The following is a 23,777-nucleotide window of genomic DNA, read 5'->3' as shown; positions in this document are numbered from 1 at the left end:
CGGTGTACGTCCCGATTAACGGTGTACGTCCCGGATCCGGGTGTAGTACTCGCGCTGCGCGGAGTCGGGGGATTCGGAGTCGGCGCCGCCACTGTACGTCCACATCAGGTCCGGGGCCTCGAAGTGGTAGACGACGACCTGCTCCTCACCCGTCTGCGCCTGCGGCTGCCGGGTGACCACGACCCTGCGGGTGCAGTGCACGAGCTCGTAGCGCCAGGCGAGTTCGGTGGCCTCCATCGGCACCTGCACCTCCCCGATCGCCAGCGTCCACGCATCGATGCGGGCGGTGATGGTGTCGGCGCCGATCTCCAGCACGGCGCGGCCGCTCATTTCCCGCACCATCCCCTTGAGCTCGGCATTCATCTGCAGGTGGCGGTCGATCCAGGCCATCGTGCGCTCGCGGTCGGACTGCCAGCGGCCTTCGAGAACCGGGCATTCGTCCGCCGGAACGCGTTCGGGCAGCGGCGTCGGTGGCGGTTCGCTGCCCGCATGCGCCGTGACCGGGCTGGCAGAGAGCAGCAGCGCGAGCGGAATCGCCCGCAGGAAGCCGATCCACAGTGCGTGGCCGGACAGCGGCGCGGCGCAAGTCGCTTCGACGTCGGCGACGGTGATCGCGATCTGGCGGGCGCGCGAAAGGGCCGGCGTTACCGGGGTCGGCATGACACGAGCTCCGTGGCCAGCGTGATGTGGTGCGACTCGAGAATCCTGAAATCCTCCGCTGCGATCTCGTCGGCCGTGCGCGTTTCGGTGACCTCGGCCGGCTCGCCCTGCTCGCCCTCCCAGCATGCGAACACCTCGAGCCGGGCGCCCGCATCCTGCATGTCGCGGATCAGCTGCGCGAGCTGGACTCGATTCGCCTGCTTCGACGCGATGTCGTCGCCGGGCTCCTTCAGGAATCCGCAGCCGCAGCCTTGATGCGAGGCGACGTAGTACACGTGCGGCAGCAACACCTGCCGGCGAATGGGATCGTCGTCGCCGACCCGGCGCAGGTGCACCGACGGCAGCGCGGGGTCGCCGTGCCGTTCGCGCGGAACGGCGATGGTGCTGGCCAGGTAGACGGCGAGGCACATTCGGGGTTTTCCGTCGGGGATGCGGGAACTGTAGGCGCCGGTACCGCACCGGTCGAGGCCCGCCGGCCAGCGCCGCACTGACCCGATCCGGCGTCCGGATTCGTCGGAACCCCGTCCTTGCGGCCACGCCCGCGCCGGACCAGCATCGCCACATGGCCGCTCCCCGCCCGCGCAGCATCGGTTTCCTCGGTTATCCGGGCATCACCGCGCTCGACCTGACCGGGCCGCTGGAGGCCTTCGCGACCGCGAACGCGCTGCTGCCCGGCGAAGGCCGGGAAGGCGGCGCGACACCGCGGCCGTACCGGCTGCTCGTGCTGGGAGTCGATGGAAAGTCCGCCTTCGCCTCGGAGCCGGGCCTGCGCCTGCAGCCCGATTGCGCGATGGCGGCAGCACCGGCGCTCGACACCGTGATCGTGCCCGGCGGTGCCGGCCTGCGCGAGCCGCGCCGGCTGCGCGCCGCCGCCGGCTGGCTGCGTACGCGGCAGCGCGCGACCCGCCGCATCGCTTCGGTGTGCACCGGTGCCTGGGCGCTGGCCGAGGCCGGCCTGCTCGACGGCCGGCGCGCGACGACGCACTGGCGCTTCGCGGCCGAACTGGCGGCGCGCTATCCGGCTGTCGACGTCGACGCCGACGCGATCTGGATCCGCGCCGGCCGCTGCTACACGTCCGCCGGCGTCACCGCCGGCATCGACCTCGCGCTGGCGCTGATCGAGCAGGACCACGGCCCGCGCCTGGCGCTGGCGGTCGCGCGCGAGCTGGTCGTGCACGTGCGCCGCGCCGGCGGCCAGCGCCAGTACTCCGAACGCCTGGCGTTCCAGGGCGGCAGCGCCGGCCGGCTGGCCGAACTGCGCGAGTGGATGCTCACGAACCTCGCCGGCGACCTGTCGGTGGAACGGCTCGCCGAACGCTGCCATGTGAGCCCGCGGCAACTGACGCGGCGTTTCCGCGATGCGCTCGGGATCACGCCCGCCGCCTGCGTCGAACGGCTGCGGGTCGAGGAGGCCGGCGAACGCCTGCTCGCCGGCGCCGGCATCGACGCGGTCGCCGCCGCGGTGGGCTTTCGCAGCACCGACGTGTTCCGCCGCGCCTTCGAACGCCACTATGGCGTGCCGCCGTCGTCGTTCCGTGCCCGCTTCGCGGCGACCACGCCGCCCTGATCCGAGGAGATCGCGATGTCCCTGCGCCTGTTGGTCTTCGTGCTGTCGCTCGCGGCCGGAACGCAGGCGACGGCGCAGGCGCCGGATTTCGGCGGCGTCGATGCGCTCGCGGAACGCGCGGTCGCCGACGGCAGCACGCCCTCGCTGGTCGTCGCGGTGGCGCGCGACGGCGAGGTGCTGTACGCCCGCGGCTTCGGGTTCGCCGACGTCGAGGCAGGAACACCGGCGACGCCGGACACCGCCTTCCCGCTGGCCTCGCTGACCAAGCCGCTGACCGCGACCGCGGTGATGGCGGTCGTGCAGCGCAAGGGCCTGGATCTCGACACCCCCGTGATGGCGAACATGCCGGAACACGCGCACGCGCCGGTCTTCGTGTTCCGCGACGCCGCCGGCCACGCGCGCGACGTCAGCCTGCGCCAACTGCTGGGGCACACCGCCGGCCTCGCCACCTATGCGCGCATCCACTACGGCGACGCGCGCCCCGGGCCGCCGTTGATGGCGCAGTTCGCGCGTTACGGCACCCTGGTGGCGACGCCGGGCCGCGTCGCCGAGTACGCGAACCTCGGCTACGGCCTGCTCGGCGAATTCGTGGCGATCCACGCCCGCCGCGACTTCGCCGACGCGATGGCGGCCGAAGTGTTCGCGCCACTCGCGATGACGAACAGCTTCATCGGCGAACCGGAACCCGGCCGCGACGCCGCCGTGCGCTACGGCAGCGACGGCGCCCGCCTGCCGCCGCTGCACAACGACACCCCCGGCGCCGGCAACGGCTGGGCCAGCGCCCGCGACCTGCTGCGCTTCGCCGACTTCCACCTGCGCGGCGGCGAGGGTCCCCGGCTCGATCGCGCGACGGTCGCGCGCATGCAGCAGGTCGCCGACCCCGGCGCCTTCCAGCACGTCTATGGCGACGCCGCCTACGGCCTCGGCTGGTACCTGCGCCGCACCGGCGACGGCCGCCGCGAGGTCTGGCACGAAGGCGGCATGCCCGGCGCCAGCAGCCTGCTGCGGCTGGATCCGGAGCACGGCATCGCGATCGTCGTGCTCGCCAACCGCAGCGACGTCAACGCACTCACGCAGGCGCTCGCCGATGCGGCGCTGGTCGCGCTGCTGCCGGCGGCGCAGGCGGAGGCGCTGGTGCCGGTGGCGGCGTATGCGCCGTTCACCGGCCAGGACGGCTTCCCGGGCCGCTGGCGCGGCGAGGTCCACGTCGACGGCCGCGCGCTGCCGGCCTCGCTCGAGCTGCGCGCCGACGGCAGCGGTGCGCTGGCCCTGCCCGGTGCCGACGGCGAGGACTTCACCGCCGAATTCGGCGCGATGGTCAATGGCGACATCTTCATCGCCGCCCTGCCCGGGCGGCTGCCCGCGCGCGATCTTGCCGCGGGCGAAACGCCGCTGCTGCTGCTCAAGCTGGTGCGCAGCGGCGATCGGCTCGACGGGGCGGTGGTGGCGTATGCGTCGCCGGCGCGGCTGGACCACCTGCTGCCGTTCGCGATCGTGCTGCGCCGCGACGATTAGCCGGAAGTCTTGTCGCGCTTCGCGGAGCAGGTTCGCCGCGCAGGGTCTTCACCCGGTCGCAATGGCGGGTCAGTGCATCGCCCCGGGCGCGACCGCACCACCCGCCGCCTTCTCCGCCGCCCGCTCTTCCCGCTCCGCCTCGAGCTGGTCCAGGTACGCGTCGAGGGTCTTGCCCTCGGCCTCGGCCTCGGCGGTGGCGGCGTCGCGCAGCTGGGTCGACATCGTCAGCCGCACGGCATCGCCGGCGCCGTCGCGCAGCGCGGCGATGTGGCGGAGCATCGCCAGCACCATCGCCGCGCTGTCGGTGCGCGCGGCCGGCTTGCCGTTGAGCACGAGCACCCACTCGTCGCCCTTGCGCACCGCGCCGCCGAAGACCGCGCCGCTGCCGTCGGCGATGTGCGCGTGTTCGACCAGCGGCCGTCCGCGCGGCGCGGCCTTCTCTCTCCGCTTGCGGGCGTCGCGGCGGGCCTTGGAAGTGATCGACATGGGCGTTTCCTCGATGCGGTGCGGCGGGCCGCGATGGCCGCCATGGTGGCTAGGATTCGCCGTCGCGGCGATCACCTGCGTGAACATCGCCAGCGCGGCCGGCCTTCGCAGCGGCGACCGGCAGCCGCGCCCAGGCGAAGCCGCAGACCACGAGCGCGGCGAAAAGGCCGCCGAAGATGAATTCCGGTAGCGGCCCCATGTCGCGCATCAGCCCGTCGACGCCGCCGGCCTGCAGCGCGGCGGCGAGCAGCAGCAGCACCGGCACCAGCCAGATCGCCTCCAGCACCAGGGTCGTCTTCGGGAAGCGCAGCGCGAGCCCCAGGAACAGCGCCTGCAGGGCCAGCATCGGCCAGGCGACGAGCGCGTAGAAGGCTCCCCGCGGATCGCTGGCGAGCGCGATGGACGGCAGCGCGAGCAGGACGAGGGTGGTCAGCGCCGCGACGCAGGGGCGGGTCGGCATCGGCTCATCTCGGGCAACGTCCGGTCACGACCGGATGAATAACACGCCGCCGCCAGGGACGCGGGTAACGTGGGGATCGCCGTCGAGGTCGATGACGTTCCGGTGAACCGGCCAATGGTGAGGTCCAGGGAGCGCATCCGGAGGCATCCACCGGCGGTCGCGGATCGTTCCCACGCCCCCGTGCGCGTTCTGCGAGGGGAACCCGATACCCTGGCGCGCGGCCGGTGAACTGCGGCCTTTCTCACCACCGCCGCCGCATGCGGCAGCGCAACGGCGAACACGCGCTGCGTCGCGACGTGGCTGCGCACATGCGGGATCACGAAGCGATGGCCCAGGATGCGCGCGCGTTCCAGGTGCCTGGACGCGCCCGCCAGGTCACCGTGGAAAGGTCAACCGTGGCGGATCAGCCGGCGGCGACGGCGCGGTCGAGCGCGGCGATGTCGATCTTCCGCATCGTCATCATCGCGCCGAACGCGCGCGCGGCCGTCTCGCCGCCGGCATTGATCAGTTCGGTGAGGCGGCGCGGCGTGATCTGCCAGCTCAGGCCGTAGCGGTCCTTGCACCAGCCGCAGTCGGATTCCTGGCCGCCGGTGTCGACGATCGCGCTCCACAGCCGGTCCGTTTCCGCCTGGTCGTCGATGGCGACCTGGAAACTCACGGCTTCGGTGAACGGGAACTGCGGCCCGCCGCGCAGCAGCAGGAACGGCTGGCCGAGGACGAGGTCGTCGGGCGCCGCGGGCACGTCGCGGTGGTCGACGCCGATCAGCGCGCGGTAGTCGCCGGCGCGGCAGGTGTCCCGGCCCGCGGGCGGGAGGGTCGAGACGGCCGCGGGCTTCGCGCCGGCGACGGGCGCGGCGGGTTCCGCGGGTGGCGCAGGTTCCGTGGGCGCGGCGGGTTCCGCGGGGCGCGGGCGATCGGCGGGTGGCGCGGACGCGGAGGGCACCGGCGCCGCGCACCCGCCGGCGGAAAGCGTCGCGAACGCGAGGAATGGCGGAATCAGGCGCATGGCGGAATCCTCCACGCCGCGCGTGAACCGGGCGTTTCCCGGTGCGGACCCGTTCGCCGGCACTGTATGCGCGACGACGACGGCGGTTCCACAGCGCGTGCTCGGGCATCCGCGCCGCGAGCTGCGAGCGCCGCGTACGTCGGGGCTCGCCCGGGACTGTACTCCCACCGGTTCCGCGCGGACACGCGGGTCGGGAGAGCCGTCGCGCGGTGCGTGTTGACCCCGCTCGAACGCGTGTGCAACGGTCGAGGCCCGCCCGGGTCCGACGCGGCCGCCGGCCGGGCGGCCACGCGACGGGGGAACCGATGACACGTGCAGCGCGGCCTTTCGATGGCCTGGCGATCTTCTTCCTGCTGGCGACGACGCTCGGCCAGGCGGTGGCGACCCCGCCGCGGCCCGATCCCGCGGCCGATGCACGCATCCAGCGCATCGCGTCCGCGCTGCCCGCGGTCACCGACGGCGAACGCCGCCTGCAGCTGTCGCTCGAACAATGGATGCAGGCGCTCGGCGTGCCCGGCGTCGGCATCGCGGTGATCGACGACTACCGCATCGCCTGGATCCGGAGCTACGGCGTCGGCCGCACCGGCCCGGAGGAATCGCCGGTGACGTCGCGCACGCTCTTCCAGGCCGCCTCGATCGCCAAGCCGGTGACGGCGCTGGCGGTGCTGCGCGAAGTCGACGCCGGGCGCATGGACCTCGACGCCGGCATCGGCGACTACCTGCGGTCGTGGACGCTTCCGGCGCCGGAGCCGGGGGCCGGTGCCGGGGGCGACGTGACGCTGCGCCGGCTGCTCGCGCACGCCGGCGGCATCACGCCCGGCGGTTTCGCCGGCTACGGGCCGGACGAAGCGCTGCCCACGCTCGTCGACGTGCTCGCCGGCACGGCGCCGGCCAACAACCCGCCGGCGCGGGTGCTGACGCCGCCGGGCACGGAGGTCGCGTACAGCGGTCTGGGCTACACGCTGCTGCAGCTCGCGCTGGAAGACGAGCTGCGACGCCCCTTCGCCGACATCGTGCACGACACCGTGCTGGCGCCGCTGGGCCTGCACGACAGCACGTTCGCGCTGCCGCTGCCGGAGGGAATGCGCGCCCGCGCCGCGCACGGGCACACCGGTACCGGCACACCGCTCGAAGGCGGCTGGCGCCGGCATCCGGAACTGGCGGCCGCCGGCCTGTGGACGACACCGACCGACCTGGCGACGCTGGTCATCGACATCGCGAAAGCACGACGCGGCGACAGCGGCCACCTGCTGGCGCCGGCCACCGCGCACGCGGCGCTGGCGCCGCAGAACGACGGAACCGGACTGGGCTTCGTCGTCCGCGACGGCGACGCCCACGGCTACTTCGCCCACTCCGGCGGCAACGCCGGCTACTTCGCGCATTTCGAGATGCTGGCCGATACCGGCGACGGCATCGTCGTCATGACCAACGCGGACGGCGGGCACGCGCTCGTGCCCCTGCTGATCGCCGCGGTGGCGAACGAGTACGACTGGCCGCTGTGCGATCGCCGCGAGGTCGCCGGCGCGCGCGCCGAACGGGTGTTCGCGCGCTACGACCTGCTGGCGAACCGGCGCGTCGCGATCGAACTGGCGCCGGAGGCGCTGGCCCACTACGTCGGTCGCTACCGGCTGACGCCGGCGCTGGTGTTCGACATCACGCTCGTCGACGGCCAGCTGCACCTGCGCCTCGGCGACCAGCCGCGATTCCCGCTGTTCGCCGAGACGCCGTCGAAGTTCTTCCTCGAAGCCGTCGACGCGCAGATCAGCTTCGTCGCCGACGCGTCCGGCCGGGTGACCGGACTGGTGCTGCACCAGGGCGGCCGCGACCAGCCGGCGCCGCGAATCGACGACTAGGACGGGCGCCGTTCGGCGAGGCGTTCCTCGCGCTCGGCCGCGAGCTGCGCCAGGTACTCGTCGAGCGTCTTGCCGTCTTCCGCGGCTTCGGTGGTGGCGGCGTCGCGCAGCTGCGTCGACAGCGTCAGCCGCACCGCGTCGCCGGCGCCTTCGCGCAGGCTCGCGACGTGCTTCAGCATCGCCAGCACCATCGCCGCGCTGTCGGTGCGCGCCGCGGGCTTGCCGCCGAGCACCAGCACCCACGCGCCGGCGCGGCACACGGCACCGCCGAAGACCGCGCCACGGCCGTCGACGAGGTGCGCGTGTTCGGTGGGCGGACGCTGGGCGGGCGCGGACTTCGCGTTCTTCCGGCGGGCGTCGCGGCGGGATTTGGAGTGGATCGACATCGGGGTTCCCACGAATCAGCGGCGCACCGCGATGCCGCCATGGTGCCCGGGAATCGACGGCCCGGCGAACTCCGGAAGCTGGGATGTCGGCGGCGGCGCCGTCGATGACACGGACGTCGCGCCGCGCGAGGGGCGGCGCACGCGGCGCTCACGCCCCGCCGACATCTCCGCGCGCACTGTCCGCCGGCACTACGACGCCATGTCGTAACGGCCACTCAGCCGCGCCACGCTTCCGCCCACCCACCCCGCACTGAGCCTCGCTGTCCTGCCTCGCGGCAGGACCACGGCTACGGCCGCTCCGGTCCGCGCGTTCCGCGGCACCGCACCCTGAGGCAACCCATGAAGAACCCGTCCAGCACTTCCGTTCCGAACGCCGTCACCCCGCCGGTCGCACCCGCCGCGAACCCGGGTGTGCCGACCCTGCTGCAGAACGCGGCATCGAACGGCTCGTTCAAGACCTTCGGCCGCGCCGTCGAGCAGGCCGGCCTCACCGAGACGCTCTCCGCGCCCGGCCCGTTCACCGTGTTCGCGCCGACCGACGCGGCCTTCGAGCAGCTGCCTGCCGGCAAGCTCGAGTTCCTGTTCCAGCCGGAGAACAAGCCGGAGCTGGCGGCGCTGATCAACGGCCACCTGCTGCGCGGCCGCAAGGGCGTCGCCGAAATCGGCAAGTGGCCGTCGGCGAAGATGATCGGTGGCGGCACCACGCCGGTCACGACGGTGGACGGCAAGCTCGCCGTCGGCCGCGCACGGATCACGGTCGCCGACATCGACTCGAGCAACGGCTACCTGCACGGCATCGACAAGGTCAATCTGCCGACCAGGCAGTAATCGTTCCCGCGCGTGCGGTACCGGAACGGCGGCGCCTCGGGCGCCGCCGTTTCGTCATGCGGCGTGGGGCAGCCGCACCGAAAAGACCGTTTCCCCGTCCGCCGACGTGGCCCCGATCTCGCCCCCGTGCGCGCGGGCGATCTCGCGGGCGATGAACAGGCCGAGCCCCAGGCTGCCGTCGGGGCCACGCGCGTGCGCGCCAGGCCCGCGCCGGAGCGGACTGAACAGCGCATCGAGGTTGTCCGTCGCGATCGCCGGCCCGTCGTTGGCCACCTCGAAGCGGACCCCTTCGGCGTCGTCGACGACCGCGACGCGGATCGTCGACCCCGGGTCGCCGTACTTCGCGGCGTTCTCCAGCAGGTTGCCGAGCAACTGCTGCAGCCGCGGCGCGTCCCATGTGCCCTGCGTCGACCCCGACGTCGCCAGTTCGAAACGGCGGCCCGGATGGGCGGCGCGCTGCACCTCCACTTCGTCGGAGAACACGACCGCGAGGTCGGCCGGTGCCGGCCGGATCGCGATGCCCAGGCCGAAGTTGCTGCGGTTGAAGTCGACCAGGTCGTCCAGCAGCACGCGCATCCGCTCGCCGCTGCGGAGCAGCCGTGACGACGCGACGGCGACGGCCCCGCCGGCATCGATCGCGTCGAGGGTCCGGGCGGTCATCAGGATCGCCTGCAGCGGCCCGCGCATGTCGTGCCCGAGCATGCCCAGCAGCAGGTTCCGCGAGCGTTCGACCTGGGCGTCGAAGAACTGGATCGACTCGGCCAGCGCCTGGTCGACCGCCTCGTTGAAGCGGACCATGTCCTCCACGTGCAGCGCCTCGCCGCCGCCGTGGTCGGCCCAGAGCCGCAGCACGCTCGCGCGCAACGCGCGGTATTCGGACGCCAGTTCCTCGATGTCGAAGGCGCTGCCGGCGCGCAGGGTCGCGTGCGTCTGCGCGGCCGTCTCCGGCGCGGCGGGATCGGCCGGGGCCCGGCCCATCGATTTCTCGCTCTGTTCCTCGCGTGTCTGCGGGGTCCGCAGGTCGCGGGCGATGGCCAGCAGGATCTCCCTGGCGTGGTCGCGGAGCGCCAGCGACGTCATGCCTTTCGCGTGCAGCCGCGTCGTGGCGAACGCCTCCCAGCGGACGAGGATGCGTTCCATGTCGTGGTGGATGAAGTCGGCCAGGCGCATGCGTGAGGGTCCCCGGGGCGCCGTCGGGAAGCGGGCCTGGCGGCCACTATGGACCCTCCGGAGCGCGGCCGGAGAGATGACGGCGGCGGACGCGCGTGCGGGTTGCCCAGGACGGGATCCAACCCTACCGGCGTCTCACGGCGTGAGACGTTCGCGCGTTGCAATCACGGCATGACTCCGCCGCCCGCCAGTTCCCTCGCCCGCCTCGACGCCCGCACCCTCGCGATGGTGCCGTCCGCCGATCCCCTCGCCCCCGGCACTGTGCTGGCGCGCGGCTCGCGGCAGCTGACGACGCGGCTGCAGTCCAAATACGGCGACCGCATCACCGGCGCCCTCCACGTGCCGGGGAGGGAGGGCGTGTACGCGCCCTTCCCGGCCGACCTCCCCCCGAAGCTGGCCGACGCGCTGCGCGCCCGCGGGGTGTCCCAGCTGTACAGCCACCAGGCCGAGGCCTGGACCGCGGCGCGGCGCGGGGAGCACGTCTGCGTCGTCACGCCGACCGCGTCGGGCAAGACGCTCTGCTACACGCTGCCGGTCGTCGCCGGCGCGATGGAGGCGAACGCAAAGGCCCTGTACCTGTTCCCGACGAAGGCGCTGGCGCAGGACCAGGTCGCCGAACTCCTCGAACTCAACCGCGCCGGCGACCTCGGCCTGCGCGCCTGCACCTTCGACGGCGACACCCCCGGCGACGCGCGGCAGGCGGTGCGGCTGCACGGCGACATCGTCGTCAGCAACCCGGACATGCTGCACCAGGGCATCCTGCCGCACCACACGAAGTGGGCGCAGTTCTTCGAGAACCTGAAGTACGTCGTCATCGACGAGATCCACACCTACCGCGGCGTGTTCGGCTCGCACCTGGTGAACGTGCTGCGGCGGCTGAAGCGCGTCGCCGCGTTCTACGGCGCGCAGCCGCAGTTCATCCTGTGCAGCGCGACGATCGGCAACCCGCAGCAGCACGCCGAGGCGGTGATCGAGGCGCCGGTGACGGCGATTACTCGGTCAGGAGCTCCATCCGGCGACAAGACGGTGCTGCTGTGGAACCCGCCGGTGGTGAACCCGGACCTCGGGCTGCGCGCGTCGGCGCGCTCGCAGAGCAACCGCATCGCCCGGCTGGCGATCAAGGCGGGGCTGAAGACGCTGGTGTTCGCGCAGTCGCGGACGATGGTCGAGGTGCTGACCAAATACCTGAAGGACGTGTTCGACCACGACCCGCGCAAGCCGCCGCGCATCCGCGCCTACCGCGGCGGCTACCTGCCGACCGAGCGGCGCGAGGTCGAGAAGGCGATGCGCGCGGGCAACATCGACGGCATCGTCTCGACCTCGGCGCTGGAGCTGGGCGTCGACATCGGCGCGCTCGATGTGGTCGTGCTCAACGGCTATCCGGGCTCGATCGCCGCGACCTGGCAGCGGCTCGGCCGCGCCGGGCGGCGGCAGCAACCGGCGCTGGGCGTGGTGGTGGCGTCGTCGGATCCGCTGGACCAGTACCTGGTGCGGCATCCGGAGTCCTTCGAGGGCGCGCCGCCCGAACACGCGCGCCTGCACGCCGACCAGCCGTTGATCCTGCTCGACCACATCCGCTGCGCGGCCTTCGAGCTGCCGTTCATCGCCGGCGACACCTTCGGGCCGGTGGATCCGTCGCCGTTCCTGGAAGTACTCGGCGAGAGCGGCGTGCTGCACGGCGAGGGCGGGCGCTGGGACTGGATCGCCGATTCGTATCCGGCCAATGCGGTGTCGCTGCGTTCGGTGGCCGACGGCAATTTCGTCGTCGTCGACCGCAGCGACGGGCAGCAGAAGATCATCGCCGAGGTCGACTACTCCGCCGCCGCACTGACGCTGTACGAGGGCGCGATCCACATGGTGCAGAGCACGCCGTTCCAGGTGGAGCGGCTGGACTGGGAGGGCCGCAAGGCCTACGTGACGCGCACGCATGTCGACTACTACACCGACGCGATCGACTACACCAAGCTGAAGGTGCTGGAGAAGTTCGACGGCTGCGTGGCCGGCGCCGGCACCGCGCATCACGGCGAGGTGCATGTGGTGCGGCGGGTGAGCGGCTACAAGAAGATCCGCTACTACACGCACGAGAACATCGGCTACGGGCCGGTGAACCTGCCGGACCAGGAACTGCACACGACCGCGGTGTGGTGGCAGTTGCCGCAGGGGGTGCTCGAGGGCGCGTTCGTGTCGCGGCAGGACGCGCTGGACGGTTTCCTCGGCGCGGCGCACGTGCTGCACCTGGTGGCGACACTGGCGGTGATGGCGGAGGGGCGCGACCTGCAGAAATCGGTCGGTTCCGGCGACGGGGCGTGGACCGCGCACACCGACGGCCGCGGCCGCGGGCAGCTGCGCGGTGCCGGCGCCGAAGCGGAGAACCCGCTGGTCGCCGAGCGCTTCACGCCCACCGTGTACCTGTACGACAACTACCCCGGCGGCATCGGCCAGAGCGAGCCGCTGTGGCGGCGCCAGGCCGAGATCGTGCTGCGCGCGCGCGAGCTCGTGGAAGCCTGCGACTGCAAGGCCGGCTGCCCCGCCTGCGTCGGCCCGGTGCTGGCAGCCGATGAAGCCGACGCTCCGGCCCCCACCCCTGTAGGAGCGCCTTCAGGCGCGAAGCTTTCCATCGGCGACGCCCGAGCCCGCCCCTCCCCCAAATCCCTCGCCCTCCAGGTCCTCGCCCTCCTCTCCACCGCCGACGCATGAGCGCCCTCGCCCAACGCCTCGCCCGCCTGCGCGCGCAGGCCGGGACCGCGCCCCCTGTGGGAGCGCCTTCAGGCGCGAAGCCCTTGCCGGATCCGGCGGAAAGCGGGAAGAGCTTCGCGCCTGAAGGCGCTCCTACAGGGGCAAGACCGGCGGTACCGGACGAGATCCGGCGCCTGCTCGGCATCCGCCTGCGCGCGAACCTGCCGAACGCGCTGCCGGCGCGCCCCCGCCGCCCGCCGGACCGCACGCTCCCCGGCGACGAGATCGCGCCCGGCCTGCGCTACCTCGAATCGCACCACGCGCCGCCGCCGCTGCCGCCGCGCCTGGACTGCTCGTTCGCGAAGGACTTCGCCGAAATCGAGGCGGCACACGTGCTCGCGTTCGACACCGAGACCACCGGCCTCGCCGGCGGCACCGGCACCCGCGCGTTCATGATCGGCGCCGCCGACGTGGTCGACGGCCGCCTGCGCGTGCGCCAGCTGCTGACCACCACGCTCGCCGCCGAGCCCGCGATGCTGCGCACCTTCGCCGGCTGGCTGCAGGAATCGACCGTGCTGCTGAGCTACAACGGCCGCTGCTACGACGCGCCGCTGCTGAAGACCCGCTACCGGCTGGCGCGACTGCCGTGCCCGATCACGCCACTGGCCCACCTCGACCTGCTGCACCCGGCGCGCCGGCGCTGGCGCGGCGTCTGGGAGAACTGCCGGCTGGCGACGATCGAACGCCGCGTGCTGCAGGTGCTGCGCGAGGACGACCTGCCCGGCAGCGAGGCCCCGCGCGCCTGGCGCGAGTACCTGCAGGGCGGCGACGCCACCGACCTGCGCCGCGTGCTGCAGCACAACCACACCGACGTGCGGTCGCTGGTGGCGCTGCTCGCGCACCTCGCCGCGCTCACACCCGCCCGACGCGGCCCGCGCGACGATGCCGCCATGACCACCAGCGACCAGCCCTGCGTCCTCGACGTCGCCGAACTCGCGGCGCTGCGCGCGCTGTCGCGTGGCGACGAGGCGGCGGTGCCGCACGCGGTGTTCGAGACGCTGGCCGCGAAGGGCATGCTCGGCCCCGACGGCGCGCTGACGCCGGCCGGACGGCACGCGATCGATGTGAACCAGGCGCCGACGGTGCCGGGCGTGGACAACTGATCGCGAGTTCGTAGTTCGTACGAGGTACGAGGTAGTGGGGCGCGGTTCTGCCACACTTGCGCGATGGCGGAGCCGTTCAAGAACCTGCTGAGTCCCGAACTCGTGCGCGTCGCGGGTGCGCATCTTTCCCGCGCGTGGCCGGGGTTCGACCGCGCGCGCTTCGAGGCGCATGCCCTCGACGGGCTCGAGGCGCTCGAGATGAAGGCGCGGGCGATGCACATCGCCGACGCGTTCGAGGCGACGCTGCCGGACGACTTCGACCACGCGGCGACGGTCATCGAAGCCAGCCTCGCGCCCGCGCCGGCGCCGGATGACGACAGCCTCGGCTTCCGCACCACCGACGCCGGCCTCGCCGGCTGGATCGGCTGGCCGCTCGGCGAGTTCATCGCCCGCCGCGGCGTGGCGTCGGAGGCGCACGCGCGCCGCGCCCTCGTGGCGCTGCACGCGCTGACGCAGCGCTTCAGCGGCGAGTTCGCGATCCGCCCGCTGATCGTCGCGTACCCGGACCTGGTCTTCGCGACGCTGCAGCGCTGGACGGTGGACCCGTCGGCGCACGTGCGCCGCCTCGCCAGCGAAGGCAGCCGCCCGCGCCTGCCGTGGGGCCTGCAGCTGAAGGCGCTGATCGCCGACCCGACGCCGACGGAGCCGATCCTGCGCGCGCTGGTCGACGACCCCAGCGCCTACGTGCGCCGCAGCGTCGCCAACCACCTCAACGACATCGCCCGAGACCACCCGCAGCGCGTCGTCGACTGGCTCGCCGAGTTCCTCCCCGACGCCCAGCCGCCGCGCCGCGCGCTGCTGAAACACGCCAGCCGCACCCTGCTCAAGCACGGCCACCGCCCGACGCTCGCCGCGTGGGGACTCGGCGGCCGCTACACCGGCGCCGCGACGCTGGCGATCACGCCGGCCGAAGTCGCGATCGGCGATGCCGTCGAACTCGAACTGCACCTCCGCGCGAAAGCGACCCGCAGCCAGGTCCTCGCGATCGACCTGATCGTGCACTTTCCGCGCCCCGGCGGCGCGACCCGAAAGGTCTTCAAGGGCTGGACGTTCCGCCTCGCCGGCCGCGACGCGCGCACGCTGCGGCGGAAGCTGTCGCTGCGGCCGGTCACGACGCGGAGGATGCATGCGGGGGCGGCCAGCGTCGAAGTGCAAGTGAATGGGGACGTCGTGGCGGAAGGCGGATTCCTGATCCTGAGTTCGTAGTTCGTACGAGGTACGAGGTAGGGAAGGCGGACCGGGCTTCGGGGTGGTTTCGCAGGCGTGCGCGGCCGCGTGCTGGCAGGCTGCAGGGTATGGAACGGTCGCTCGTTTATGCGAAATCTGTCGTCTGGGCGAAGTCGATGCGGCTCGCGCAGCTCGTGCTGCTGCTTTCGCGGCGGTTGCCGCGCGACGAGCGGTTCGGGATCCGCAGTCAGCTGACGCGCGCGGCGACGTCGGTGCCGAGCAACATCGCCGAGGGCTGGGTTCGCGAGTCCCGGCGCGAGAAGGTGCAGTTCCTCGCGATCGCCCACGGCTCGCTGGCCGAACTGCACACCCAGCTGCTGCTCTGCTGCCGCATCCAGTGGCTCGATCCGCAGGAGACGGAACCCGCCTTCGCCCTCGCCGACGAAATCGGACGGATGCTCACCGCCCTCCGCCGCAAATGGAGCACCTCAGAGAAGGCCGGCACCGAGCCCGACCCTCCGCCTCCATCTACCCGCTTGCCGGCCTCCACGGACGAGTGAGCCACCCCACCCACGCCGCCTACCTCGTACCTCGTACGAACTACGAACTAAGCATCACCAGTCCGTCGGCCTATAGTCCTTCAGAAACTGCCCCCAAACATGCCGCCCCGTATTGGCGCCATCGATGATCGGATCGACGATCCGCGCCGCGCCGTCGACGATGTCGAGCGGCGGGTGGAAGCGTTCCTCGCGCTGCTTGCGCTCGGCGATCTCGACGGGGTCCTCGTCGGTGATCCAGCCGGTGTCGACGGCATTCATGTGGATGCCGTCGTTGAAGTAATCGGCGGCGGACGTGCGCGTCATCATGTTCAGCGCCGCCTTCGCCATGTTGGTGTGCGGGTGCCGCGTCGTCTTGAAGTTGCGGTAGAACTGCCCCTCCATCGCGGACACGTTGACGATGTGCTTGTCGCGCTCGGGCGTGCGCAGCATCAGCGGCTTCAGGCGCGCGTTGAGGATGAAGGGCGCGACCGCGTTCACCAGCTGCACTTCCAGCAGCTCGACGCTCGACACCTCGTGCATCAGCAGGCGCCAGGAATTGCGGCCGCGCAGGTCGACCTGCTGGCGGTCCTGGTCGAGCCGGCCTTCCGGGAACAGATGCGCCTGGCCGAGCAGTTCCTCGGCCAGCAGCGGCACCTGCGAGAGTTCGGCGGCGCGGGTGATGCCGGGCGCGGCGGCGAGGTTCGCCAGCGCGGTCGGGTCGACGCCGGGCAGCATCTCGACCGCACGCAGGCCCTCGTAGGCACCGAGCAGGCCGCGCACGTGTTCGGGCATGTCGGCCTGGGCCGCGCGCTCGAGCGCCATCATGTGCGCATAGAACTGCGGCGGGCGGCGCACGGTCTGGCAGGCGTTGTTGACGATGTAGTCGAGCCGCGATTCCTTCGCCAGCAGCAGCTCGCAGAAGGCCTCGACGCTCGGCGTGTGGCGGAGGTCGAGGCCGTGGATCTCGAGCCGGTGGCCCCATTCGGCGAAGTCGGGTTCCTCGGCGTAGCGCTGGGCGCTGTCGCGCGGGAAACGGGTGGTGACGATCAGCCGGCAGCCGGCGCGCAGCAGCTTGATGCCGGCCTGGTAGCCGATCTTCACCCGGCCGCCGGTCAGCAGCGCGACGCGGCCACGCAGGTCGGCGGTTTCGGTGCGCTTGATGAAGTTGAAGTCACCGCACTCCACGCACATCTGGTCGTAGAAGGGATGCAGGCGCGTGTACTTGCGCTTGCAGACGTAGCAGTGGCGCGGCTCGAGCGCCTCGCGAGGCGCCGGTTCGTCGCCGGCGATGTGCACGTCGCCGCCGACGAACTCGCCCGAGCCGGCCGCGGTGAAACCGCCCGGCGGCAGGTAGTTCGGTGTCGTGAACACCGGCCGCCGGCGCAGTTCGCGGATGCCGGTTCGATCGAGGATCGCCTCCTCGGCCGCGATCTTCGCCGCCGCCGCCTCGCGCGCCCTCGCCTTGCGGTTCTTCCGGTAGGCCTCGGGATCCGGGTTGTGGAAACGCCCGACCGCCGCCTGCAGCTGCTTCTGCACCTCGCGCGGCAGGGCTTCGAAGGCGCTGCGGTCGGCGGCAATCTCGTTCAGCAGATCGGCGGCGGCGGCGAGGCGGGCGGTGAGGTCGTTCGGGTCTGCGGACACGGCGGGCGGGGCGCGGGAGGGGGCGCGAATGCTACAGGACGGGGTGGGGGTAGGCGGTGGGGGAGGCCGCGCTTTGCGCGGGCAGGGAGAATCGCGGCTGAAGCCGCTCCTACAGCGGAGCGCCTTGGGTGGTCAGGGATGGTCGAAGGAGTGCTGCGAGGCCGCCGGCACGAACACCTCGCCCACCCGGCGGTCGGCGTCGTGCGCGGTCTCGCGGTCGAGCGCGGCCGGCGGCAGTTCGGCGGTCGCGGCCGGGTCGCGCTCGAGGTTGGCCCAGATCAGGCCGTCGGCATCGGGCTGCGGCGGGTTCGGCGCGTACATGAACTGTGGGCCGACCATGCCGGCCATGCGCTCGTTGTAGTCGGCGGCGGCGCGCTTCAGGGCGTCCGTGTTGACCGTCCAGTCGATCGTGACGGTGTCACCGACCTCGATCTCCGGGTCGTCGCGGTGTTCGGCGACGACGGTGGCGACGATCGTCGTGCGCCGGTGCGTGTCGCCGTCGCGCTGGAAGTGCTCGACGATCTGCACCACCGGCCGCAGCTGCACCTGCACCGGTGCGCCCTTCGTGAACTCCGCGGGATTGATCGCAGCCTGCGCAGCCAGCGGCAGCGTGAGCCAGGACAGCAGGGTCAGGCGTCGCAGCATGGGGTGTTCCTCTCGAAGTGAGGCGAAGTCATTGCACGCAGATTCCGCAGATTCAGGGGATCACTGCGGATCAGGCGTCACTCTGGTGGGCTCGGGCGGGGTCGGCAATCCGTCGGGTCGGCGTACGGATCGTCGTCGGCTTTCGATCTGCGTCCATCCGCTCTGATCCGCGAAATCCGCGTTCCTCCCGGCGCACCGTCCGCAAGTCCGGTTCAGCGCACGCGCACGTGCAGCGACTTGTTCTGGCCGTCGCCGCGTTCCTGCACCTCGAACCAGTCGGGGCGGGCGCGGATCAGGTCGCTGAGCTTGCGGTGGCCGTAGAGGCGGGTGTCGAAGTCCGGCCGCAGCTTGTTGAGGTAGCTGCCGACCGCGCCGAGGTGGGCCCAGCCCTGGTCGTCGCCGCATTCGTCGATCGCCTGTTCGAGCAGCGCGCGCGGGATCGGCAGCGGCGCCGACGGCTCCGGCGACGGCGCGTCGAGCACGGTCTGCTCGCTGAGCGCCGCCGGTTTCGCCGCGGCCGCCGCGATGTCGCCGACGCTGCCGGGCTTCACCGGGCCGCCCTGGGGCTGGGTCTTCTGTGCCGGCTTCTTCGCCGCCTTGCTCGCCTTCGCGGGCTTGCCGGCCGGCTTCGCCTCCGCTCTGGCGTCCTGCTTCGCGGGCTCGGGCCTGCCGCCGTCGCCCTTCGGCTTCGCGGCGGCGCCGGAAGCCGCGCGCGGGCGCAGGACTTCTGTGTAAATGAACTTGTCGCAGGCCTGCACGAAGGCATCCGGCGTCTTGCGCTCGCCGAAGCCGTAGACCTTCAGGCCTTCCTCGCGCAGGCGCTGGGCGAGGCGGGTGAAGTCGCTGTCGCTGCTGACCAGGCAGAAGCCGTCGAAACGGCGGGTGTACATCAGGTCCATCGCGTCGATGATCAGCGACGAGTCGGTGGCGTTCTTGCCGCTGGTGTAGGCGAACTGCTGCATCGGCTGGATCGAGTGGTCGAGCAGCACCGATTTCCAGCCCTGCAGGCGCTGCGAGGTGAAGTCGCCGTAGATCCGCTTCACCGAGGCGACGCCGTAGCGCGCGACTTCGGCGAGCAGGCCGTCGATCACCGCCGGCTGGGCGTTGTCGGCGTCGATCAGCACGGCCAGGCGGCAGGCGTCGTCGTCGGATTCGTTGCGGTTCTTCATGGTTTCGGCTCCTCGAAAAGGTCGCCCTGCGCTTCCTCGATGCGCCAGGACTCGGCGGCGGCGGCTTGCGCGCGGCGGATCATCGCGACGACCGCCGCATCGGCATTGATGAACTCCAGCTCGACTTCTGGATGTCCGGCGGCGAAGACGCGGAAGATCTCGTCGGCGAATCCCTGGCCGATCGCCGTCACCGCCGCGAAGTCGAACACGACGATGCGGAAGCGGTCCACCCGCTGCAGCACGCGCCGGGCCTGCGAGCGCGACACCAGGTTCCCGTCGCCAAGACCGGCCATGCGCACCGGCACGATCGTGCGCGCGAACGAATAGTCTTCGGGCCCGCTCGAGAAGCGCGCGAAGACCCCGGCGCAGGTGCGCCGGCTGTCGTCCGCGATCTCCATCACCACGGTGGTGCCTTCGCTGCCGTCGTCATCGTCGAACAACACGTCCTCGGGATGGCGGTGGTCGTGGTCGAAGCTCAGCCCGCCCGACAGGATCATGAAGTGGTCGAACACCCGCGAGGTGAAGAACACGCCCTCGCCGGAATGGCGGCGCGGGTCGGTCGTGAGCTTGCCCTTGGCGAGCTCGAGCAGGGCGAGCCGCTCGTCGGGCAGGGCGAGGTGGCGGCTGATCTTGCGGAAGATGCCGACGCCGTCGTCCTGCACGGTGATCGCCACGCGTCCCGGCTCGAGGTCGACGCTCGTCACCAGCCGGCGGCCCCCGGAATGGTCGACCACGTTGTTGACCATTTCGGTGAAGCCGTAATGGCAGATGTCGTAGACGTTGCGCGGAAGCCCGGCGAGCAGCGGTGCCAGCTGATGCTCCCAGAGCACGTGTTCCTCGGCGCCGGCGACCGCGCGCGTGAACGAATGCCGCCGGCGCGGGCCATGGCGGTACGACGGCCGGGTGGGGTTGTCGTCGCGCGCCAGGAAGCCGGCGTCGATCAGCGCATCGACGCGTGCCAGCACCTGCGGGCGGCTCAGCCCCAACGCATTCATGACGACCCGCACCAGGTCGCGCGGATGCGCGCCGACCGCGGCCAGCAGGGCGCTGTCGATTTCGTGGCGGCGGCTGGGGCGGGCCATGCGCGGATTGTATGCCCGTGCGTCGTGATTGACAGGTTATCGGCGATGGATTGTCAGGTTATCCCGCTCCCCGGCCCCCGGCCGGAGACGCCTCCGCGGGGCGTCAGGTAGGCTGGGCCGCCTTCGAGGGAGGAGCCCGATGACCGCACCCGACCGCTACCGCCTGTATTCCGACGCCGATCTGGATGCGGTGATCGACGACATGGCGCGGCAGACCGTCGCCCTGCTCGACCCGACCCCGACCGTGCTGCTCGGCATGCTGCGCCGCGGTGCCCCGCTCGCCGACCGGCTGCTGGCGCGGGTGCGCGTGCACGCCCCCTGGGCCGAGATCACCCGCCTCGACCTGAAGGTGAAGCGCTACGCCGACAACCTCGAACTGCTGCACCCGGAAACCGCGCTCGAGGCGCCGGCCGAGTGCAACCTGCTCGGCCGCCGCGTGATCGTCGTCGACGACGTCCTCTACCAGGGCTATTCGCTGTTCCGCGTTTTCGAATGGCTGGCCACCCAGAAGCCCGCCGCGGTGCACGCCGCCGTGCTGGTCGACCGCCAGCGCCACCGCCTGCCGGTGCATGCCGACATCGTCGGCATCACCCTGAAGATCGCGCCGGGCGACGTGATCGAATGCAATGTGCCGCCGTACGAGGGGGACTTCGCGGTGGATCTATGGCGACCAACAGGAGGTAGTAGGTAGGAGGTAAGAGGTAGTCCAGCCGTGCGAGCGGGGAGTCTCGTCGGGAAAGCGCATGCCCGGCAGCGCGTCGTACCGCCCAATACCTCTTACCTCCTACCTCCTACCTCCTGAATAAAGGTCGATGATCTCCTCGACCCCATCCCGGCAAACATCGCAGAACGCGTCGTGGCGGGTGAACATAAGGCATTGTAGCTGCGGCCGGAAATAGCCGGTGGCCTGGTAGTTCGCGCCTTCGAAGGCACCGACGACGCTGCGGTTGGCATGCGGGTCGAACAGCGCGTCGATGAAGGCCTGCTCGCGGCGGAACAGTTCGCTCATTTCCGCTTCCGGCCGGCGCTCGGCGCGGATGCGCGCGCGTTCGGCCTGGTTCTCGCGCTGGAAGGCCTCGAATTCGGCCTTCGGCCAGTCCGTCGGCAACGCCGTGCCCGGCGTCAGCAGTTCCCGCCATTTCAGCGTCGCCGGGTCGGTGTTCGCGGTGGCGTTCGGTTCCCAGGGTTCGGGCCGTTCGCCGGGCGCCGCGTGGTCGTAGGCGACCGGCGAAGTGTAGTACTCGTCGGCGAGGCCGGCGAAGTGGTGGCCGAACTCGTGCACGAACAGGTAGTCGGCCCAGTCGCTGTCGGCTGCGGCGGTGCTGAACATGCCGAAGATGCCGCCGCCGCCGTAGGTCTCGCTGTTGAAGATGATCTCGACGAACTCGTACGGCGCGTACTGCGCCAGCTCGCGCCACGCGCGGTTGTCGACGCTCAGCGCGTAGCGTTCGCTGCCGAAGATGTCGTAGCGCAGGCCGGTGGCGCTGGCGCGGTGCAGGCCGGTGGACGGCCGGCTGACGCCGCTCTCGGGCACCGGCACGGTCAGTGCCCAGACGTTGAAGTCGTCGCGGCGCTCGCGGAACGGCGAGACCGTGAACAGGTGGGCGACCATGCGCCGCGCGTCGGCCTCGAACGCGTCGAGCTCGTCGGCCGCATAGCCGTCACCGAGGATCAGCAGGTCGACCTTGTGCGCGGAATCGCCGCTGTGGTGGATCGCGATCGGCCGTGCCGGGGCCGGCGCGAGCACGCGCTCGACGTCGGGGGCGTCGGGGTCGACGCGCAGGCTCCAGACCTGTTTCCAGCCGTTGGTCTCGTCGCGGGCGTGGACGCGCAGTTCCACCGGGCCGTCGGGGCGCGGGAAGCGCAGCGATTCCTGGAAGCTGCGCGCGGTGGCCTTAGCCTCGTCGGTCGACTGCCACTCGCCGAAGATCGTGCTGTAGCCGCGCGAATACAGCACCGCGCCGCTGTCGGGGTCGACGACCTCGAACAGGTTCATGCCGCGGTTGCTGTCGTCGATCGGCCGGTCGGGATTGCCCGGCCAGGGCAGCGGCTCGATCACCACCCGTTCGAGCGCATAGTGCTCGCGGGTGGCGTCGCCGCCGTGCTGCAGGTCGACGCGCAGCGTCGCCGGCGCCGCGCCCGATGCTAGGCACGGCAGGGCGAGCAGGAAAATCAGCAGGGCAAGGCGCATGGCGGCTCTGGTTCGGTCTGGTCCGAACCAGGAGCATAAATCGGCGGACGAGCGCGGAGTGACACGGACGAGCACGGACAAAGCTGTCGATTGTTGCCGCGGATCCGCCCTATTCGTGCGATCCGTGCTCGTCCGTGTTCATCCGTGTTCCGCTTGTGGAGCCTTCAAAACCCTAGGCGAGCGCCTCGCCGCCGACCTCGACCGTGAGCGCCGCGACGACGGCATTCCACAGCTCCTGGCCGGCATCGATGACCAGCAGGATCTGCCCGGCCTCGACGCGGTCGTGGTAGGCGCGGCGGACGTCGGCCTCGTCGTGGCCGGCGAGCGCGGGGAACCAGTTCGCCAGGTTGTCGCCGAGCTGGGCCAGCAAGCCGGCGCCGGCGACGCTGACGCCGAGGGTAGGCACGGTGACCGCGCTCAGGCCGTTGAGCACGCCGCTGAGGCGGCTGGTTTCCTGCATCAGCGGCTCGGGATCGAGCTGCAGTTCGATGTCGTGGCGGGCGACGACCGCGAGATCGGCATCGTCGACACCGACCCGGCGCGCGACCTCCAGCGCGGTTTCCAGCATCGCCGCCGACGGCAGCACGTAGACGTGGCGATTCTTCATGGCTCCCCCCCTGCGCAGACAGCGTGACGGTGCCGGGCACCGTTATCCCGAGCTTAACGGTGCCGGGCACCGTTATCCCGCGATAACCGTGCGCGGCACCGTTACGGTCGTGGTTACTGGACGACGAGGGCGTCGGCGACGACGTTCTTGACGCCCGAGGTGGTGCGGGCGATCTCGATCGCGGCGGTGCGGGCCTCGGCGGTCTCGACGGTACCGGTCAGGGTCACGACCTGGTTCTCGGTGTCGACGTCGATGTCCAGGCCCTTGACGCGCGCATCGGCCAGCAGCTGCGCCTTCACCTTGCTGGTGATCCAGGCGTCGCCACCCGGCGGGGTACCGTCGACGTCACCGTCGACATCGAGGTCCGGGTTGTTGCCTTCCTCGTCGACGCCGTCGGTGGCATCGGCGACGGCCTCGCGTACGGCGCCCGAGGCGGTGGCGGAGTTCGCGGCGATGCGCTCGGCGCTGCCGTCGGCGGCCACGACCAGCTCGTTCTTGATCAGCACGACGTTGTCGACGGTGTTCGCCAGTTCGGTCGCGGCGTCCTTCGCGGCCTGGGTGTCGGCGCCACCGGTCATCGTGACGATGCCGTTGTAGGTGTCGACGTTGATGTCGAAGCCCTCGGTGCGGCTGTCGGCGAGCAGCTTGGCCTTCAGCGCGGCGGTGATCGCGGCATCGGTGGCGACCTGGCTGGCGCTGCGCTCGGCGCGATCGGTCACGTTGTCGTCCTGCGCGAACGCCGACGGGGCGCCGAAGCCGAGGGCCAGGGCGGTGGCGAGCATCGAAGCCTTCAGGGTCATGCGGTTCATGGCGTTACTCCTTTCGTGGGGGATGGGTCGGCAGGCCGGGCCCGCGAACCTGGGCGCCAGCCTCCGCATCCGCCTGCGAGACGCCGTGAAGTCCTTGTCGGCCGCGCGTGACGACGGCCCGCAAACCCGCGCCCGGCAAGGAAAAACCGGGGTCGGA

Annotated in this window: 22 protein-coding genes and 1 pseudogene; 9 read left to right on the top strand and 14 right to left on the bottom strand. The window is 71.7% G+C overall.

The window, feature by feature from the left end; all coding sequences use genetic code 11:
- Positions 1-15: 15 nt before the first annotated feature.
- Together K311_RS0112440 and K311_RS0112435 are read right to left on the bottom strand one after the other, a co-directional pair.
- Positions 16-660, bottom strand: coding sequence for a hypothetical protein (locus tag K311_RS0112440; protein WP_026817583.1), 645 nt, complete (start codon positions 658-660; stop codon positions 16-18).
- Entirely contained in the window at positions 645-1,070 is a 426-nt protein-coding gene (locus tag K311_RS0112435) for a hypothetical protein (RefSeq protein WP_026817582.1), read from the bottom strand. Before K311_RS0112435 ends, K311_RS0112440 begins: the two co-directional genes overlap by 16 nt.
- 152 nt (positions 1,071-1,222) lie before the next feature.
- Between K311_RS0112435 and K311_RS0112430 the strand changes: the two genes are divergently transcribed.
- On the top strand, positions 1,223-2,227 hold the full coding sequence (locus tag K311_RS0112430) for a GlxA family transcriptional regulator (protein ID WP_026817581.1): 1,005 nt from the start codon (positions 1,223-1,225) through the stop codon (positions 2,225-2,227).
- A 15-nt stretch (positions 2,228-2,242) separates the two neighbouring features.
- Positions 2,243-3,742 carry a serine hydrolase domain-containing protein gene (locus K311_RS0112425; RefSeq protein ID WP_026817580.1) on the top strand — a complete coding sequence of 500 codons (1,500 nt, stop codon included), beginning with the start codon at positions 2,243-2,245 and terminating at the stop codon, positions 3,740-3,742.
- 69 nt (positions 3,743-3,811) lie between these two features.
- On the opposite strand, the gene K311_RS0112420 is transcribed toward K311_RS0112425, so the two are convergent.
- The 3 genes from K311_RS0112420 to K311_RS18790 all read right to left on the bottom strand — a co-directional run bounded on the left by K311_RS0112420 (position 3,812) and on the right by K311_RS18790 (position 5,694).
- A complete protein-coding gene (locus K311_RS0112420) occupies positions 3,812-4,228 on the bottom strand; it encodes a hypothetical protein (protein WP_026817579.1) in 417 nt (138 codons plus the stop codon).
- A gap of 49 nt (positions 4,229-4,277) precedes the next feature.
- Entirely contained in the window at positions 4,278-4,688 is a 411-nt protein-coding gene (locus tag K311_RS0112415) for a hypothetical protein (protein ID WP_026817578.1), read from the bottom strand.
- Between the two features lie 403 nt (positions 4,689-5,091).
- Positions 5,092-5,694 carry a VOC family protein gene (locus K311_RS18790; protein WP_081683449.1) on the bottom strand — a complete coding sequence of 201 codons (603 nt, stop codon included), beginning with the start codon at positions 5,692-5,694 and terminating at the stop codon, positions 5,092-5,094.
- 305 nt (positions 5,695-5,999) lie between these two features.
- On the opposite strand from K311_RS18790, the gene K311_RS16865 reads away from it, so the two are divergent.
- Entirely contained in the window at positions 6,000-7,547 is a 1,548-nt protein-coding gene (locus K311_RS16865) for a serine hydrolase (RefSeq protein WP_051240104.1), read from the top strand.
- Here K311_RS16865 and K311_RS0112400 read toward each other — a convergent pair.
- Positions 7,544-7,933, bottom strand: a complete 390-nt coding sequence (locus K311_RS0112400; protein ID WP_026817577.1) for a hypothetical protein — start codon at positions 7,931-7,933, stop codon at positions 7,544-7,546. The genes K311_RS16865 and K311_RS0112400 overlap by 4 nt on opposite strands.
- Positions 7,934-8,272: 339 nt before the next feature.
- Here K311_RS0112400 and K311_RS16860 point away from each other — a divergent pair, with 339 nt between their 5' ends.
- A complete protein-coding gene (locus tag K311_RS16860) occupies positions 8,273-8,761 on the top strand; it encodes a fasciclin domain-containing protein (RefSeq protein ID WP_043798167.1) in 489 nt (162 codons plus the stop codon).
- Between the two features lie 54 nt (positions 8,762-8,815).
- Here K311_RS16860 and K311_RS0112390 read toward each other — a convergent pair whose 3' ends face one another.
- Positions 8,816-9,931: a sensor histidine kinase gene (locus K311_RS0112390; RefSeq protein ID WP_026817576.1), complete on the bottom strand. Its 1,116-nt coding sequence runs from the start codon at positions 9,929-9,931 to the stop codon at positions 8,816-8,818.
- A gap of 225 nt (positions 9,932-10,156) precedes the next feature.
- Here K311_RS0112390 and K311_RS16855 point away from each other — a divergent pair, with 225 nt between their 5' ends.
- The 4 genes and pseudogenes from K311_RS16855 to K311_RS16845 all read left to right on the top strand — a co-directional run bounded on the left by K311_RS16855 (position 10,157) and on the right by K311_RS16845 (position 15,497).
- The gene (locus K311_RS16855; protein ID WP_051240118.1) at positions 10,157-12,628 is read left to right on the top strand and encodes a DEAD/DEAH box helicase; all 2,472 of its coding nucleotides are present in this window, start codon (positions 10,157-10,159) and stop codon (positions 12,626-12,628) included.
- Positions 12,625-13,512 (top strand): annotated as a pseudogene (locus K311_RS16850) (ribonuclease H-like domain-containing protein); the annotation flags it as partial. The gene K311_RS16855 and the pseudogene K311_RS16850, both read left to right, overlap by 4 nt.
- Before the next feature lie 321 nt (positions 13,513-13,833).
- Positions 13,834-14,976 carry a DNA alkylation repair protein gene (locus K311_RS0112375; protein ID WP_026817575.1) on the top strand — a complete coding sequence of 381 codons (1,143 nt, stop codon included), beginning with the start codon at positions 13,834-13,836 and terminating at the stop codon, positions 14,974-14,976.
- A gap of 89 nt (positions 14,977-15,065) precedes the next feature.
- Positions 15,066-15,497, top strand: coding sequence for a four helix bundle protein (locus tag K311_RS16845; protein WP_051240102.1), 432 nt, complete (start codon positions 15,066-15,068; stop codon positions 15,495-15,497).
- Positions 15,498-15,551: 54 nt separating this feature from the next.
- On the opposite strand, the gene K311_RS0112365 is transcribed toward K311_RS16845, so the two are convergent.
- The 4 genes from K311_RS0112365 to K311_RS16840 all read right to left on the bottom strand — a co-directional run bounded on the left by K311_RS0112365 (position 15,552) and on the right by K311_RS16840 (position 20,013).
- Positions 15,552-17,117: an SDR family NAD(P)-dependent oxidoreductase gene (locus K311_RS0112365; RefSeq protein WP_026817574.1), complete on the bottom strand. Its 1,566-nt coding sequence runs from the start codon at positions 17,115-17,117 to the stop codon at positions 15,552-15,554.
- A gap of 132 nt (positions 17,118-17,249) precedes the next feature.
- Entirely contained in the window at positions 17,250-17,762 is a 513-nt protein-coding gene (locus K311_RS0112360; RefSeq protein WP_026817573.1) for a hypothetical protein, read from the bottom strand.
- A 212-nt stretch (positions 17,763-17,974) separates the two neighbouring features.
- On the bottom strand, positions 17,975-18,931 hold the full coding sequence (locus K311_RS0112355) for an NYN domain-containing protein (protein ID WP_026817572.1): 957 nt from the start codon (positions 18,929-18,931) through the stop codon (positions 17,975-17,977).
- Complete coding sequence (locus tag K311_RS16840; protein WP_081683447.1) at positions 18,928-20,013, bottom strand: STAS-like domain-containing protein; 1,086 nt, start codon at positions 20,011-20,013, stop codon at positions 18,928-18,930. The genes K311_RS0112355 and K311_RS16840 overlap by 4 nt, the downstream gene beginning before the upstream one ends.
- 139 nt (positions 20,014-20,152) lie before the next feature.
- Between K311_RS16840 and K311_RS0112345 the strand changes: the two genes are divergently transcribed.
- Entirely contained in the window at positions 20,153-20,704 is a 552-nt protein-coding gene (locus K311_RS0112345; RefSeq protein ID WP_026817571.1) for a phosphoribosyltransferase family protein, read from the top strand.
- A 93-nt stretch (positions 20,705-20,797) separates the two neighbouring features.
- Here the strand turns inward: K311_RS0112345 and K311_RS0112340 are convergent, their stop codons facing one another.
- The 3 genes from K311_RS0112340 to K311_RS0112330 all read right to left on the bottom strand — a co-directional run bounded on the left by K311_RS0112340 (position 20,798) and on the right by K311_RS0112330 (position 23,620).
- Complete coding sequence (locus K311_RS0112340) at positions 20,798-22,204, bottom strand: IgA Peptidase M64 (protein WP_026817570.1); 1,407 nt, start codon at positions 22,202-22,204, stop codon at positions 20,798-20,800.
- Positions 22,205-22,376: 172 nt separating this feature from the next.
- Positions 22,377-22,811, bottom strand: coding sequence for a hypothetical protein (locus tag K311_RS16835; protein WP_051240098.1), 435 nt, complete (start codon positions 22,809-22,811; stop codon positions 22,377-22,379).
- A 113-nt stretch (positions 22,812-22,924) separates the two neighbouring features.
- Positions 22,925-23,620, bottom strand: a complete 696-nt coding sequence (locus tag K311_RS0112330) for a BON domain-containing protein (protein ID WP_026817569.1) — start codon at positions 23,618-23,620, stop codon at positions 22,925-22,927.
- Positions 23,621-23,777: the final 157 nt, after the last annotated feature.

It is taken from the genome of Arenimonas composti TR7-09 = DSM 18010 (genome assembly GCF_000426365.1).
GTDB lineage: Bacteria > Pseudomonadota > Gammaproteobacteria > Xanthomonadales > Xanthomonadaceae > Arenimonas > Arenimonas composti.
This window is presented reverse-complemented; position numbering and strand designations above follow the sequence as displayed.

Excerpts from the sequence above, each read along its gene's own strand:
- K311_RS0112440 (WP_026817583.1), bottom strand. The coding sequence starts at position 660 with ATGCCGACCCCGGTAACGCCGGCCCTTTCGCGCGCCCGCCAGATCGCG.
- K311_RS0112435 (WP_026817582.1), bottom strand. The coding sequence starts at position 1,070 with ATGTGCCTCGCCGTCTACCTGGCCAGCACCATCGCCGTTCCGCGCGAA.
- K311_RS0112430 (WP_026817581.1), top strand. The coding sequence starts at position 1,223 with ATGGCCGCTCCCCGCCCGCGCAGCATCGGTTTCCTCGGTTATCCGGGC.
- K311_RS0112425 (WP_026817580.1), top strand. The coding sequence starts at position 2,243 with ATGTCCCTGCGCCTGTTGGTCTTCGTGCTGTCGCTCGCGGCCGGAACG.
- K311_RS0112420 (WP_026817579.1), bottom strand. The coding sequence starts at position 4,228 with ATGTCGATCACTTCCAAGGCCCGCCGCGACGCCCGCAAGCGGAGAGAG.
- K311_RS0112415 (WP_026817578.1), bottom strand. The coding sequence starts at position 4,688 with ATGCCGACCCGCCCCTGCGTCGCGGCGCTGACCACCCTCGTCCTGCTC.
- K311_RS18790 (WP_081683449.1), bottom strand. The coding sequence starts at position 5,694 with ATGCGCCTGATTCCGCCATTCCTCGCGTTCGCGACGCTTTCCGCCGGC.
- K311_RS16865 (WP_051240104.1), top strand. The coding sequence starts at position 6,000 with ATGACACGTGCAGCGCGGCCTTTCGATGGCCTGGCGATCTTCTTCCTG.
- K311_RS0112400 (WP_026817577.1), bottom strand. The coding sequence starts at position 7,933 with ATGTCGATCCACTCCAAATCCCGCCGCGACGCCCGCCGGAAGAACGCG.
- K311_RS16860 (WP_043798167.1), top strand. The coding sequence starts at position 8,273 with ATGAAGAACCCGTCCAGCACTTCCGTTCCGAACGCCGTCACCCCGCCG.
- K311_RS0112390 (WP_026817576.1), bottom strand. The coding sequence starts at position 9,931 with ATGCGCCTGGCCGACTTCATCCACCACGACATGGAACGCATCCTCGTC.
- K311_RS16855 (WP_051240118.1), top strand. The coding sequence starts at position 10,157 with ATGGTGCCGTCCGCCGATCCCCTCGCCCCCGGCACTGTGCTGGCGCGC.
- K311_RS0112375 (WP_026817575.1), top strand. The coding sequence starts at position 13,834 with ATGGCGGAGCCGTTCAAGAACCTGCTGAGTCCCGAACTCGTGCGCGTC.
- K311_RS16845 (WP_051240102.1), top strand. The coding sequence starts at position 15,066 with ATGGAACGGTCGCTCGTTTATGCGAAATCTGTCGTCTGGGCGAAGTCG.
- K311_RS0112360 (WP_026817573.1), bottom strand. The coding sequence starts at position 17,762 with ATGCTGCGACGCCTGACCCTGCTGTCCTGGCTCACGCTGCCGCTGGCT.
- K311_RS0112355 (WP_026817572.1), bottom strand. The coding sequence starts at position 18,931 with ATGAAGAACCGCAACGAATCCGACGACGACGCCTGCCGCCTGGCCGTG.
- K311_RS16840 (WP_081683447.1), bottom strand. The coding sequence starts at position 20,013 with ATGGCCCGCCCCAGCCGCCGCCACGAAATCGACAGCGCCCTGCTGGCC.
- K311_RS0112345 (WP_026817571.1), top strand. The coding sequence starts at position 20,153 with ATGACCGCACCCGACCGCTACCGCCTGTATTCCGACGCCGATCTGGAT.
- K311_RS0112340 (WP_026817570.1), bottom strand. The coding sequence starts at position 22,204 with ATGCGCCTTGCCCTGCTGATTTTCCTGCTCGCCCTGCCGTGCCTAGCA.
- K311_RS16835 (WP_051240098.1), bottom strand. The coding sequence starts at position 22,811 with ATGAAGAATCGCCACGTCTACGTGCTGCCGTCGGCGGCGATGCTGGAA.
- K311_RS0112330 (WP_026817569.1), bottom strand. The coding sequence starts at position 23,620 with ATGAACCGCATGACCCTGAAGGCTTCGATGCTCGCCACCGCCCTGGCC.